The sequence below is a fragment of the Streptomyces cyaneus genome (genome assembly GCF_004028635.1).
In the GTDB taxonomy this organism is placed as follows: Bacteria; Actinomycetota; Actinomycetes; order Streptomycetales; family Streptomycetaceae; genus Streptomyces; species Streptomyces cyaneus.
The window spans coordinates 275,914-288,539 of sequence record NZ_RQJW01000006.1; the positions used below are offsets into that span (position 1 = coordinate 275,914).

The following is a 12,626-nucleotide window of genomic DNA, read 5'->3' on the forward strand; positions in this document are numbered from 1 at the left end:
AGCAAGAAAGGCCGTACCCATGCGGCTCACCGTCATCGGCACCGGCTACCTCGGTGCCACCCACGCCGCCTGCATGGCGGAGCTCGGCCACGAGGTGCTCGGTGTCGACGTGGACCCCGAGAAGGTCGCCGCGCTGCAGGCCGGGCGGGTGCCGTTCCACGAGCCCGGGCTGCCCGAGCTGATCGCGAAGCACACGGCGAGCGGGCGGCTGAGGTTCACGAGCGACTACGCGGAGGCCGGCGCCTTCGGCGACGTGCACTTCGTGTGTGTCGGGACGCCTCAGCTCAAGGGGTCCGAGGGCGCCGATCTGACGTACGTCGACTCGGCCTTCGCGGCGATCGCCGGGCACGCCGCGCCGGACGCGCTGCTGGTCGGCAAGTCGACGGTGCCGGTGGGGACGGCGGGGCGGCTCGCGGACACGCATGCCGGGGTCGAGGTGGCGTGGAACCCGGAGTTCCTGCGCGAGGGCTTCGCCGTCGAGGACACGCTGCGGCCGGACCGGTTGGTGTTCGGGGTGCGGTCGGAGCGGGCCGAAACGATTCTGCGGAATGTGTACGCCCCCGTCCTCGCCGCCGGGACCCCCCTCGTCACCGCCGACTTCCCGACCGCCGAACTGGTCAAGACGGCCGCCAACGCCTTCCTCGCCACCAAGATCTCCTTCATCAACGCGATGGCGGAGCTGTGCGAGACCTCCGGCGGCGACGTCGGCGTGCTCGCCGAGGCGATCGGGTACGACGACCGGATCGGCCGCAAGTTCCTGCGGGCCGGCGTCGGCTTCGGCGGGGGCTGTCTGCCCAAGGACATCCGCGCCTTCGCGCACCGTGCCGACGAACTCGGCGTCTCGCTGGCCTTCCTGCGCGAGGTCGACGTGATCAACATGCGGCGCCGCGACAAGGTTGTCGAGCTGGCGAGAGAGCTGTGCGGCGGGACGGTGCTGGGCGCCCGTGTCGCCGTACTCGGCGCCGCCTTCAAGCCCGACTCCGACGACATCCGTGACTCGCCGGCGCTCAATGTCGCCGCGCGGCTGCGCCTCGACGGTGCCGATGTCACGGTCTATGACCCCGAGGCGATGGACAACGCCCGCAAGGCGTTCCCGCTCCTCGGCTACGCGCTGTCGGCCGAGGAGGCGCTGCAACGTGCCGATCTCGTACTGCATCTGACCGAGTGGCAGCAGTTCCGGGAGATCGACCCGGCGCGGGCCCGGTCACTGGTCTCCCGTCCGCGGATCGTGGACGGGCGGGGGGTGCTCGACGCGGACCGCTGGACCGCGGCGGGCTGGCGGTTCCGGGCGCTGGGAAGGCCCGCGCCCGTTGGGGAGGGGCCTCGGTAGAGGCTCCTAGGGGAGGGAAAGAGAAAGCCATGACGGGACGTGACGGACGTGACGGCCACGACAGATACCCGGGCGTACCGGTCACCGTGGTGATGCCGACGTACAACGAGGCCGCGAACCTGCCGCGGATGGCCGAGCTGGTGCTCGGGCTGCCGGTCGACGGGCTGCACCTGAAGATCGTCGACGACTCCAGCCCGGACGGGACCGGGCGGATCGCCGAGGAGCTCGCCGAGAAGTACAACGCCGACCAGCCGGTCGGGCGGCGCCGGATGAGCGTGCTGCACCGCACCGAGAAGGACGGTCTGGGGCGGGCGTACGTCGCGGGCATGAGCGCCGCGCTGGAGGAGGGTGCCGCCTACGTCGTCCAGATGGACGCCGACGGCAGCCACCCGGCGGAGGCGGTGCCGCGGATGCTGGGGACCGCGGTGGCCTCGGGCGTGGGGCTGGTCGTCGGCAGCCGGTATGTCGAGGGCGGTTCGCTCGACGAGGACTGGGGCATGCACCGCGTCCTGCTGTCCCGGTTCGCCAACCGCTACGCCCGAGCCGTGCTCGGCACGAAGATCCGGGACATCACGGCCGGCTTCAACCTGTGGTCGGCGGCGACCCTGCGGGACATCGACCTGGCCACCCTGGACAGCGCGGGCTACAGCTTCCAGGTCGAGCTGAAGTACAAGGCCGTGCGGGCCGGGCACAGCGCCGTGGAGATCCCGATCCGCTTCGAGGAGCGGACGGAAGGTGTGTCGAAGATGACGCTGAGGACGCAGCTGGAGTCGGCGGTCGTACCGATCCGGCTGCGCCTGAAGCACAGGTGAGCCTGCGGCGGCGGCCGGCTGATCGTCGGCCGCCGCTGTTCGTCGGGCGCAGCTGTTCGTCGTGCGGGGCTACTCGTTGGCCGCCGCGGACGCCTGCACCGCGCCTCGCTTGTAGATCTGATCCCGTGTGAAGGACTTCAGGTTCTCGCTGACCTGGAAGACGTTCGTGTCCTTCTTCGTCACGTCCTTGCCGTTGGTGAAGCCGTTGATGGTGAAGTAGGCGTAACGGCCGTAGGCGTTGACGGTCGAGAGGCAGACGGCGGCGGTGCAGTGATCCTTGACGCCCTGGCCGGACAGCGACCTGATGATGTCCGTCTTGGTGTTGACCGTGCCCGCCACCTTGATGGCCTGCGCCTCGGTGTCGAAAACGGCCACGCCGATCGTCGCCGCGATGCCGTCCTTGACGTACGCGACGCGCAGGAAGCGGGTGCAGTCGTTGGCCGTGAGAATCTTCGGGAGCCCGCCCTTGGTGGCCGCGGAGCAGCTCTTCGTGTCGTCCGTCGCGCCTTTCTTGTACACCGTCTCGCCCACGGTCAGCTGCGTGCCCGGGAAGAGGATCTGAGCACCGAGCGGGGCGGTGTCCTTGCTCTTGCTGGAGATGAAGTCCTTCGGATCCAGCGGCGGTGGAGCGCTGGTCGACTCGAACGACGGGGCCGGGCCAGTGGTTTGGCCCGGCACGTTCCCGGATGCGGGGATCCCGGAAGCCGGGTCGTTCGAGGCCGAGTTGCTGTCGTTCGCCGACACCACGGCCACGGCGACGGCGGCACCGATCGCCACGGTGGCGAGTGCGCCGCCGCCGATGAACAGCAGCCGGCGCCGCTTGTTGCGGGTCTCGGACGCCTCGGCGAGTGCGGCCCAGTCCGGGGTCTCGTCGGCGCCGCTGTTCCACGGCTGCTGGGAATGCGGTGTCCAGGGATCCCACTGGGACTGGGGTCCCCCCTGCTGCCCAAAGCTCATGGGGCGCATCTTAGACGGGCCGAGGGCGTGCCGGTCTGCCTCAAGGGGCCCATGCGCACCTAGCGTTCACACGGTGAGCGAGTACAAAAGCGACATCTCTGGGTGGTTGGTGCGGCGGGCGACCTGGCATCTGTGGGTGGTGCTCGGGGCCGTGCTGGGTGCGCTTGTGGTGCGTACGGCGCGTGTGACCTCGGACGGAGGGATGGACAACGCCATCGTCGTGCGGGCGGCTCGGGTCTGGCTGGGCGGGGGTTCGCCGTATGACGACCCCCACTTCCTCTATTTGCCGAGCGCGGTGTTGGCGGCGGCTCCTCAGGCGCTGGTTCCGCGGAGTGTGCTGTCCGTGGTGGTGCCGGTGGTGGTGACCGGGTGCCTGGTGGGTGGGTGGGGGTGCGCGCTGCGGCTGTACGGCGTCGGCTTGCGCAGCCGATTCGCCGTGCTCGGGCTGATCGGGCTCGCGGTCGGGTTCGCGCCGTTCGGGCACCTTGTGCTGCTGGGGAACTGGACGGCTACGGCGGTGCTTGCCCTTCCGTTGGGGTTGTTGCTCGCGGGGCGGGGGCGGTGGGTGGCCGCGGGGGTGGTGATCGGTGGTGCGGTCGCGTTGAAGCCGTTGCTGGCGCCGGTGGGGTTGTTGTTCGTGTTCGCGGGGCGGTGGCGGGGGCTGGTGGTGTTGGTCGGGGTGCCGGTGGTGGCGTCCGTGGGAGCGGCGCTGCTGTTGCCGGATCCTGCGGGGTTCCTCACTCGTACGTTGCCGTTTCTGTTGCGGGGGGACGACGGTTTTGTACGGCTGTATGAGGCTTCGCCGGGTGCGGTGTTGCCGAGGGTGGGGGTGCCGGGGGTGGTGGCCGGGGGGATCGGGATGGGGGCGGCGGGGGTGGGGATTTGGGGTGCGTATCGGCGGTGGTGTCGGGGAGGTGGGGGGAGTGGTCGGAGTGGTCTGAGTGGTTCGAACGGTGCGGTGTGTCTTGCGGAGACCGCGGCGATGTTGATGCTCTCGGCGTTTCTGGTGTCCAGGCCGTCGTACGACCACTATCTGCTCGTTGTTGTGCCTGTGCTGTTGGCGGGGCTGCCGTGTGAGGGGGCTGTTGCCCGGGGGGTCTGGTTCTGGGTCGCGTTGGTGCCGCAGGTTCCTGGTGTGACCTGGCCTTATCTGGAGGCGGTGCAGCGGCGGGCGTTCCGGGATGCGGTGACGTTGTGTGGTTTGGCGGTGACGGTGGCTGGTCGGTGTCTTGGGGGCGGTCGGGTTTTCTCGCCCCCGCCGCCCCTACCCGTCCCGTCCTCCAGGGGCGCTGCCCCTTCGTCCCCGCCAGGGGCTCCGCCCCTGGACCCCGCTGGGGGCTCCGCCCCCAGACCCCCGGGGGGTTGCCCACCCACCCACCCGACTCGCTCGGCCAAGAGGCGGGGGTCGGGGGCGTCGGGGGCGGCCGGGGTGGGGGAGTGAGGGACGGGGGGCGAGGTGCCTGGGGTGGAGGCGGGTTGTCGGGGTGCCCGGAGTGGGGGTGCGGGGCATCGGGTGCATTGAGCATCCGGGGGTGACTGGTGTGGGGCGCTTGCTGCGGGATCTTCAGCCTCGGGAAGGGGGTGATGAGCGAGCGGCGGTGGTGTCGGGTTGCCTGGGCAGGGAACTGAGCGGCGGTCGGAGTGCCTGGGCAGGGAACTGAGCGGCGGGGGCCTCTGGTGCTTGGGGTGGGGGCGCCTCGTGGTGCTCGTGGGCCGCTTCTCGCACGGGTGCCGTGCCCCGGGGTGGGCAGGCCTTCGCCGGTTCGGGGTGTTAGTCGTCACTTCCCGGCGATGGCGGTCGCTCTCCGGCGTCGGGAGCGGTCGTGTTGCCTGCTCGCGGACGTCTTGGGCCCAGGGCTTCGCCGGTTCGCTGGGCGGTGCTTGCCGGGGGCCAGGTCAGGGGGTCCGGGGCTGGGTGTCGGTCCGTGTGGACCAGTTCGGCCGGTGGGGTACCCATGGGGGGCGGCTATTCTGGGTGTCGGACAGCGAGGACTGCCTTAGCCGAGCCATTTTGACCCGGCCCGGGCGCCGCAGGTATCCTGCATGTTCGTTGTGTATTGGCTTGCTCATTCTCACGGGACGGGCCCTTACACCGGTCCACCGGGCCGATGACCAGCGACCCCACGTACGCGGTATGCGTCGCCGCAGTGCGGTCCAGGCTGTCGTGATCGTTTCGGTGACCTGTTCAGGACCATTCACTCGAAGCGAAGGCTACGAACCGTGCGTACGTACAGCCCCAAGCCCGGCGATGTGACGCGCCAGTGGCACGTCATTGACGCTCAGGACGTCGTCCTGGGTCGTCTCGCCAGCACCGCCGCCTCCATTCTGCGGGGCAAGCACAAGCCGATCTACGCGCCCCACGTCGACACCGGTGACTTCGTCATCATCATCAACGCCGACAAGGTGCACCTCTCCGGCAACAAGCGGACCCAGAAGATGGCGTACCGCCACTCCGGCTACCCGGGTGGTCTGCGCTCCGTCCGTTACGACGAGCTCCTCGACAAGAACCCCGAGAAGGCCATCGAGAAGGCCGTCAAGGGCATGCTCCCCAAGAACACGCTGGGCCGTCAGATGCTCTCGAAGCTGAAGGTCTACAAGGGTGACCAGCACCCGCACGGCGCGCAGCAGCCGCAGCCGTACGAGATCACCCAGGTCGCGCAGTAAGTCCGGCCACCCCCTAAGACTGAAGAGAATCTGAGGAGAATCGTGGCCGAGACCACTGCCGAGCAGCCGCTCGAAGAGCTTGACATCGACAGCTACACCACCGAGTCCGAGGTTCCGGTGGAGGGTGAGTACACCTCCGAGTCCCTCGCCTCGCGCTTCGGTGAGCCCCAGCCCGCCGCCGGCCTGGGTCGTCGTAAGAACGCCATTGCCCGGGTGCGCATTGTGCCGGGTAGCGGCAAGTGGAAGATCAACGGGCGTACGCTCGAGGACTACTTCCCGAACAAGGTGCACCAGCAGGAGGTCAACGAGCCGTTCAAGGTTCTTGAGCTCGAGGGTCGCTACGACGTCGTCGCCCGCATCGCCGGTGGCGGTGTCTCCGGCCAGGCCGGTGCGCTGCGTCTCGGTGTCGCCCGTGCGCTGAACGAGGCCGACGTCGACAACAACCGCGGCCCGCTGAAGAAGGCCGGCTTCCTCAAGCGCGACGACCGTGCGGTCGAGCGCAAGAAGGCCGGTCTGAAGAAGGCCCGCAAGGCTCCGCAGTACAGCAAGCGCTAAGCCTCGCTGCCTGTACGTCCGAACGCCCCGGCGGCACGCCACAGTGCCGTCGGGGCGTTCGTTTTCTCACAGGCTTGGGCGTATAACGGCACAAGGTGTTCAAAGGCTGATGTGCTCGTGTGCCTGTGGGCTCGTGTGATCGGGCGATGGGATGATCGGACGATCTCCGGAAACTGATGCTTCCTCAGGAGGACAAGTGGGACGACTCTTCGGCACGGACGGCGTGCGCGGCGTCGCCAACGCGGATCTGACGGCCGAGATGGCGCTCGGTCTGTCCGTGGCGGCGGCGCACGTACTGGCCGAGGCGGGCACCTTCGAGGGCCACCGGCCGAAGGCGGTGGTCGGACGGGACCCGCGTGCGTCCGGGGAGTTCCTGGAGGCCGCCGTGGTGGCCGGTCTGGCGAGTGCGGGTGTCGATGTGCTGCGGGTCGGTGTGCTGCCGACGCCGGCGGTGGCCTTTCTGACGGGATCCCTCGGCGCCGACCTCGGTGTCATGCTCTCCGCCAGCCACAACGCCATGCCCGACAACGGCATCAAGTTCTTCGCGCGCGGTGGCCACAAGCTCGCCGATGAGCTGGAGGACCGTATCGAGACCGTCTACGACGAGCACCGGCACGGTGAGCCGTGGGAGCGGCCGACGGGTGCGGCGGTCGGACGCGTGCGGTCGTACGACGAGGGGTTCGAGGAGTACGTCGCCCACCTCCTCGGCGTCCTGCCCAACCGGCTGGACGGGCTGAAGGTCGTCCTCGACGAGGCGCACGGCGCCGCGGCGCACGTCTCGCCGGAGGTGTTCACGCGGGCCGGGGCCGAGGTCGTCACCATCGGTGCCGAGCCGGACGGGCTCAACATCAACGACGGTTGCGGGTCCACGCATCTGGACAAGCTGAAGGCCGCCGTCGTCGAGCAGGGTGCCGCGCTCGGTATCGCGCACGACGGTGACGCCGACCGTTGCCTCGCCGTGGACCACACGGGCGAGGAGGTCGACGGCGACCAGATCCTTGCCGTACTCGCGCTGGCGATGCGGGAGCGGTCCGCGCTGCGGTCCGACACCGTGGTGGCGACCGTCATGTCCAACCTCGGCTTCAAGCTGGCGATGGAGCGCGAGGGGATCCAGCTCGTGCAGACCGCGGTCGGTGACCGGTATGTGCTGGAGGAGATGAAGCAGAAGGACTTCGCGCTGGGTGGCGAGCAGTCCGGGCATGTGATCGTGCTGGATCACGCCACCACCGGAGACGGCACACTGACCGGGCTGATGCTGGCCGCGCGGGTCGCGGAGACCGGGCGTACGCTGCGGGATCTCGCGTCGGTGATGGAGCGGCTGCCGCAGGTGCTGATCAATGTGCCGGATGTGGACAAGGCGCGGGTGAAGACGTCGGCCGACCTTGCCGCCGCTGTCGCCGAGGCGGAGCGGGAGCTGGGGGAGACCGGGCGGGTGCTGCTTCGGCCTTCGGGGACCGAGCCGTTGGTGCGCGTGATGGTCGAGGCCGCCGACATCGACCAGGCACGGTCGGTCGCCGGGCGGCTGGCCGATGCGGTGAAGTCGGCGCTGGGTTAGTTCCGCGGAACGTCGTCCGGGGCAGGTCCCCTCTCTGTCCCGGACGGCCCATGCCGCTACCACTGCTGCGACGCGACGTGCGTCACCCCATGGCCGTAACAAAGAGTGCCGGGTTGATCACTGATTGTTTCACTGGCGTCGAGGCCGCCCTTGCGTGGCGTGCCCCTCGACGGAAGTGAGAAACGCAGCATGAAGACAGTGAGCAGCACCCTGAAACGCGCGGCCGTTCCGGCCTTGGCCGCCGGTCTCGTCGTGAGCGCGTTCGCCACCCCGGCCGCGGCGCAGACTCCCGGCTCCACTGCGTTCCATATTTTCGGAAACGTCATCCTCAGCGCGCGTGCCGGTGCGGTGAACAACGTGACGGCCAGGATCGTCGACGGCCGTCTCAGGCTTACGGACACCTCAGGTGTCACGGCGGGGCCGGGTTGCATTCAGGTGTCCCCCACCGAGGTCCAGTGCGGCTCCCTCGCCAATGTCGTCCGGCTCTCGATCGGGCTGGGTGATCTGGACGACAGCTTCAAGCCGGAGAGCCCTGAGACATTTGCGGTCCGCACCGTCGTCGATGCCGGGGCGGGAAAGGACACCGTGGAGACCGGTAGGGGCAACGACACGATCGGCGTGAAGGACGGGGTGGCCGGCAACGACACGGTGGTGTCCTGTGGCGCCGGCTCCGACATCGTCCAACGTGACGTCGGTGACATCATCGCCGCCAACTGCGAATCGCGCTTCTAGACGCTGCCCGTCTTCGCCGGACGCTCGCGCTGGGTGGACCACAGCCACTTCTGGGCCAGCAACGTGAGCGTTCCGGCGAGGACGATGCCCAGCAGGTTCAGCAGGAGCTGGTTGGTGGAGCCGATCGTCTGGCTCGTGTCTCCGTAGCTCAGGGCCACCGCCGCGTTGGCCGCCGCCGGGACCGTCGTCACCGAGATGGCCACGCCCACCAGGGCGCCGGACTTGGACGAGGTCAGCGAGAGGGTGCCCGCGATGCCCGCCAGGACCGCCACCACGAAGGAGAAGGCGTCCGGGGCGTAGACGAAGGCGGTGTTGGGACGCTCGCCGGCCAGGTCGGACTCGTGGAACAGGTCGATCGCGTCCATGAAGAGGCTGAATCCGACCGTCACCGCCATCGCCACCGCGAAGCCCACGATCAGCGCGATCAGCGAGCGCAGCGCCAGGCGCGGGTGCCGCTGGACGACCGCGGTGCTGAAGCCCGCCAGTGGTCCGAACTCCGGGCCGACCGCCATCGCGCCCACGATCAGGATCGCGTTGTCGAGGACCACACCGCAGGCCGCGATCATCGTGGCGAGCGTGATGAAGGCGAGGTAGGTGATGGAGAGCGTCGACTCCTCGTGCGTCGCGTCGGTCAGGTGCTCCCACAGCACCGCGTCCGCGCCCTCGCCGGGGGCCTCCGCCTCGGCCTTGTCGGCGCGCTTGGACAGCGACAGATCGATGTTCTCGACGGCGATGGAGCCGTGCTCCTCGATGCCCAACTCCTGCAGCCCGTAGAGGAGTTCGTCACCCGCCTCGCGGGCGACGTCGCACAGGATCAGGTCCCCGACGGGGTTGCGGGCGGCGCCCGGCAGGACGGCGAGGTGGGTCGTCCCGACCGTCTTCTCGATGAGGCGGACCGCGGCGTCGGTCTTGTCGGCCGGGGTGATCAGGCGCAGATGCAGCATGACGCCTTTTTAACAGGCCCGCGTTACGGGCTCACGCCCCGATGGTCCTACAGCTTGCGCAGGCTCAGGCGCTGGACCTTGTGGTCCGGGCCCTTGCGGACGACGAGGGTGGCGCGGCCTCGGGTGGGGGCGATGTTCTCCACCAGGTTGGGCTTGTTGATGGTGCGCCACATCGTGCGGGCGTAGTCCAGGGCCTCCTCCTCGGACACCTGGGTGTACTTGCGGAAGTACGAGGAGGGGTTCTGGAAGGCGGTCTCGCGCAGCCGCTTGAAGCGGTTGAGGTACCAGTGCTCGATGTCCTCGGTGCGGGCGTCGACGTACACGCTGAAGTCGAAGTAGTCCGCGAGGCCGACCCGGGTGCGGCCGTCCTTGCCGGGGAGGGCGGGCTGGAGGACGTTCAGGCCCTCGACGATCAGGATGTCGGGGCGGCGGACCGTGAGCTTCTTGTCCGGGACGATGTCGTAGATCAGGTGGGAGTAGACGGGGGCGGTGACCTCGTCCTTGCCCGCCTTGATGTCGGCGACGAAACGGGTGAGCGCGCGGCGGTCGAAGGACTCGGGGAAACCCTTCCGCGACATCAGGCCGCGGGCCTGGAGCTCCTTGGTGGGAAGCAGGAAGCCGTCCGTCGTCACCAGCTCGACGCGCGGGTGCTCGGGCCAGCGGGAGAGCAGGGCCTGCAGGAGGCGGGCCACCGTGGACTTTCCTACGGCGACCGAGCCGGCGACTCCTATGACGAACGGGGTGCCGGACTGGGAGCCCTGTTCACCGAGGAAGGTGTTCAGCGCGCCGCGCAGGCCGTCGGTGGCGCCCACGTAGAGGTTGAGGAGGCGGGAGAGCGGGAGGTAGATGTCACGGACCTCGTCGAGGTCGATGACGTCGCCGAGGCCGCGCAGCTTCTCGACCTCCTCGGCCGTCAGCGGCAGCGGGGTCTTGTCGCGCAGCGCGCTCCACTCGGCGCGGGTGAGGTCGACGTAGGGAGTCGCCTCCGGCCGCTGCCGGTGGGCGCTCCGGGGCATCGAGGAGACCGGAGAGATCACAGTCCATTGTTACGGGAGTACGAACAGGCGGTGAGGTGGGATCCGTCACGCGGGTCCTTGTCTCGGTCATTTTCGGGGGGAAATGGGACAAAGAGGGGAATGTCAGTGGCGTGCGTCACGGTTGTGGGAGAGGTGGGTCCGGGCCGGGGCCCGCTGAACCGAACCCCCGAGGGGTGACCCATGACGTATGCGATAGAGGCGGAAGGTCTGGTCAAGAGGTTCAAGGAGACCGAGGCGCTGGCCGGTGTCGATCTCGGGGCCCGCAAGGGCTCGGTGCTCGGGCTGCTGGGTCCCAACGGGGCGGGGAAGACGACGGCGGTGCGGATCTTCGCCACGCTGCTGCGGCCCGATGGGGGCAGGGCACAGGTGGCCGGGCACGACGTGGTCCGGGAGGCCGGGATCGTACGCGCCATGGTGGGGCTCACCGGGCAGTACGCGGCGGTGGACGAGAACCTGACCGGCACGGAGAACCTGCTGCTCATCGGCCGGCTGCTCGGTCTGCCGAGGCGGCAGGCCAGGGCGCGGGCGGGTGAGCTGCTGGAGCGTTTTCAGCTCACGGACGCGGCCGGGCGGGCCGTGAAGACCTTCTCGGGGGGTATGCGCAGGCGCCTGGACCTCGCGGCCAGCCTGGTGGGCCGGCCCAGCATCCTCTTCCTCGACGAGCCGACCACCGGCCTGGACCCGCACAGCCGGGGTGAGCTGTGGGACCTGCTGAGGGGCCTGGTCGCGGACGGTGCGACCGCCCTGCTGACCACGCAGTATCTGAACGAGGCCGATGTGCTCGCCGACGACATCGTGGTGATCGACAAGGGCCGGGTGATCGCCGAGGGCACCCCGGATCAGTTGAAGTCCCAGGTCGGGGGGCAGGTGCTGGAGCTGCGGCCGGTGCTGGGGCAGGACCTCGCGCGGGCGCATGTGCTGGTGGCCGGGGCCGCCGGACCTGAGGCGCGGATCGAGGGCGAGACGATCACCGCCCCGGTGAAGGACCCCGAGCTGATGCCGGCCGTCGTGCGCACGCTCGACCGCGAGGGGATCGCGGTCGGTGAGCTCGCCCTGCGGCGTTCCTCCCTCGACGAGGTCTTCCTCGCCCTGACCGGCCACCGCGCCGAGCCGGGTGCGCCCGAGGGCAACGGCGGCGCGGCGGTCCGGGGCGAGGGCGCCGAGCACGCCCAGCTTCAGAAGGCGGTGAGTCGGCCATGACCGCCACCACCGCGAGCACGACCATCACCGCCCCGGTCACGAAGTCGGGGCGGGTGCGGCCGCTCGACGGGCTGCGGCAGACCTTCACCATGGCCTGGCGGAGCCTGGTCGCGGTCAAGCACAACCCGCTGGAGCTGGTCGACTACAGCATTACGCCCATCATGTTCGTGTTTCTCTTCACGTATGTGCTGGGCGGGCAGATGGCCGGATCGCCCGAGGCGTATCTGAAGTACGCGCTGCCCGGGATCATCGTGCAGAACACCCTGTTCATGACGATGTACACGGCGATGGCGCTCAACACCGACCTCACGAAGGGCGTCTTCGACCGGCTGCGCAGCCTGCCGATAGCCCGCTCCGCCCCGCTCATCGGCCGGATCACCGCGGATCTCGCCAAGCATGTGTGGGCGCTGCTGTTGATGATCGGCCTCGGTCTGCTGCTCGGCTTCCGGATCACCGGCGGGCTCGGCGGGTTCCTGCTCGGCACCCTGCTGGTGGTGGTGTTCGCCGCGGCCGTGTCCTGGAGTGCGGTGCTGATCGGGATGCTGGCGGGGGATGCGGAGAAGGTGCAGGCGTTCGCCTTCACGATCATCTTCCCGATCACCTTCACCAGCAGCGCGTTCGTCATGGTGGACACCATGCCGGGGTGGCTGCAGGCGTGGAGCGACGTCAATCCGGTGACCCATCTGTCCGACGCCTTCCGGGGGCTGCTGCTGGGCGGGGCGGTGGCGGAGCCGGTGTTGTGGTCGCTGGTGTGGGCTGCGGGGATCGCGCTGGTGTTCTGCCCGTTGGCCATGAGGGCTTATCGGGCCAAGACGTGAGGAGGCTGGGCAACGAGGACGG

General features: G+C 69.3%; 11 protein-coding genes and 1 pseudogene. 9 read left to right on the plus strand and 3 right to left on the minus strand.

What is annotated here, in order from left to right; genetic code table 11:
• The first annotated feature begins 19 nt into the window (after nt 1–19).
• Both EHO50_RS23470 and EHO50_RS23475 read left to right on the plus strand, forming a co-directional pair.
• On the plus strand, nt 20–1,330 hold the full coding sequence (locus EHO50_RS23470; RefSeq protein WP_128433141.1) for a UDP-glucose dehydrogenase family protein: 1,311 nt from the start codon (nt 20–22) through the stop codon (nt 1,328–1,330).
• A gap of 29 nt (nt 1,331–1,359) precedes the next feature.
• The gene (locus EHO50_RS23475) at nt 1,360–2,142 is read left to right on the plus strand and encodes a polyprenol monophosphomannose synthase (RefSeq protein ID WP_128433142.1); all 783 of its coding nucleotides are present in this window, start codon (nt 1,360–1,362) and stop codon (nt 2,140–2,142) included.
• Between the two features lie 69 nt (nt 2,143–2,211).
• Here EHO50_RS23475 and EHO50_RS23480 read toward each other — a convergent pair whose 3' ends face one another.
• Nucleotides 2,212–3,099, minus strand: coding sequence for a hypothetical protein (locus tag EHO50_RS23480; RefSeq protein ID WP_128433143.1), 888 nt, complete (start codon nt 3,097–3,099; stop codon nt 2,212–2,214).
• Between the two features lie 109 nt (nt 3,100–3,208).
• On the opposite strand from EHO50_RS23480, the pseudogene EHO50_RS23485 reads away from it, so the two are divergent.
• From EHO50_RS23485 to EHO50_RS23505, 5 genes and pseudogenes are all read left to right on the plus strand, one after another.
• Nucleotides 3,209–4,399, plus strand: a pseudogene (locus EHO50_RS23485) (glycosyltransferase 87 family protein); the annotation flags it as partial.
• A 920-nt stretch (nt 4,400–5,319) separates the two neighbouring features.
• Nucleotides 5,320–5,763 (plus strand): 50S ribosomal protein L13, encoded by a 444-nt coding sequence (gene rplM, locus EHO50_RS23490; RefSeq protein ID WP_030046395.1) that lies wholly within the window; start codon nt 5,320–5,322, stop codon nt 5,761–5,763.
• Between the two features lie 42 nt (nt 5,764–5,805).
• Entirely contained in the window at nt 5,806–6,318 is a 513-nt protein-coding gene (gene rpsI, locus EHO50_RS23495; protein ID WP_128433144.1) for a 30S ribosomal protein S9, read from the plus strand.
• A gap of 196 nt (nt 6,319–6,514) precedes the next feature.
• The gene (gene glmM, locus EHO50_RS23500) at nt 6,515–7,873 is read left to right on the plus strand and encodes a phosphoglucosamine mutase (protein WP_128433145.1); all 1,359 of its coding nucleotides are present in this window, start codon (nt 6,515–6,517) and stop codon (nt 7,871–7,873) included.
• A gap of 198 nt (nt 7,874–8,071) precedes the next feature.
• Nucleotides 8,072–8,605 (plus strand): hypothetical protein, encoded by a 534-nt coding sequence (locus tag EHO50_RS23505; RefSeq protein WP_128433146.1) that lies wholly within the window; start codon nt 8,072–8,074, stop codon nt 8,603–8,605.
• On the opposite strand, the gene EHO50_RS23510 is transcribed toward EHO50_RS23505, so the two are convergent.
• Together EHO50_RS23510 and coaA are read right to left on the minus strand one after the other, a co-directional pair.
• Entirely contained in the window at nt 8,602–9,549 is a 948-nt protein-coding gene (locus EHO50_RS23510) for a DUF389 domain-containing protein (RefSeq protein ID WP_128433147.1), read from the minus strand. The two genes, EHO50_RS23505 and EHO50_RS23510, sit on opposite strands and share 4 nt — an antisense overlap.
• A gap of 47 nt (nt 9,550–9,596) precedes the next feature.
• The gene (gene coaA / locus EHO50_RS23515; protein ID WP_164904918.1) at nt 9,597–10,565 is read right to left on the minus strand and encodes a type I pantothenate kinase; all 969 of its coding nucleotides are present in this window, start codon (nt 10,563–10,565) and stop codon (nt 9,597–9,599) included.
• Nucleotides 10,566–10,766: 201 nt separating this feature from the next.
• Between coaA and EHO50_RS23520 the strand changes: the two genes are divergently transcribed.
• Both EHO50_RS23520 and EHO50_RS23525 read left to right on the plus strand, forming a co-directional pair.
• Nucleotides 10,767–11,786, plus strand: coding sequence for an ATP-binding cassette domain-containing protein (locus tag EHO50_RS23520; RefSeq protein ID WP_128433149.1), 1,020 nt, complete (start codon nt 10,767–10,769; stop codon nt 11,784–11,786).
• Nucleotides 11,783–12,604: an ABC transporter permease gene (locus EHO50_RS23525; protein WP_128433150.1), complete on the plus strand. Its 822-nt coding sequence runs from the start codon at nt 11,783–11,785 to the stop codon at nt 12,602–12,604. Before EHO50_RS23520 ends, EHO50_RS23525 begins: the two co-directional genes overlap by 4 nt.
• Nucleotides 12,605–12,626 lie beyond the last annotated feature (22 nt).

Coding starts and splice junctions, on each gene's coding strand:
- EHO50_RS23475 (WP_128433142.1), top strand. CDS start 1,360: ATGACGGGACGTGACGGACGTGACGGCCACGACAGATACCCGGGCGTA.
- coaA (WP_164904918.1), bottom strand. CDS start 10,565: ATGCCCCGGAGCGCCCACCGGCAGCGGCCGGAGGCGACTCCCTACGTC.
- EHO50_RS23520 (WP_128433149.1), top strand. CDS start 10,767: ATGACGTATGCGATAGAGGCGGAAGGTCTGGTCAAGAGGTTCAAGGAG.
- EHO50_RS23510 (WP_128433147.1), bottom strand. CDS start 9,549: ATGCTGCATCTGCGCCTGATCACCCCGGCCGACAAGACCGACGCCGCG.
- EHO50_RS23525 (WP_128433150.1), top strand. CDS start 11,783: ATGACCGCCACCACCGCGAGCACGACCATCACCGCCCCGGTCACGAAG.
- EHO50_RS23480 (WP_128433143.1), bottom strand. CDS start 3,099: ATGAGCTTTGGGCAGCAGGGGGGACCCCAGTCCCAGTGGGATCCCTGG.
- EHO50_RS23470 (WP_128433141.1), top strand. CDS start 20: ATGCGGCTCACCGTCATCGGCACCGGCTACCTCGGTGCCACCCACGCC.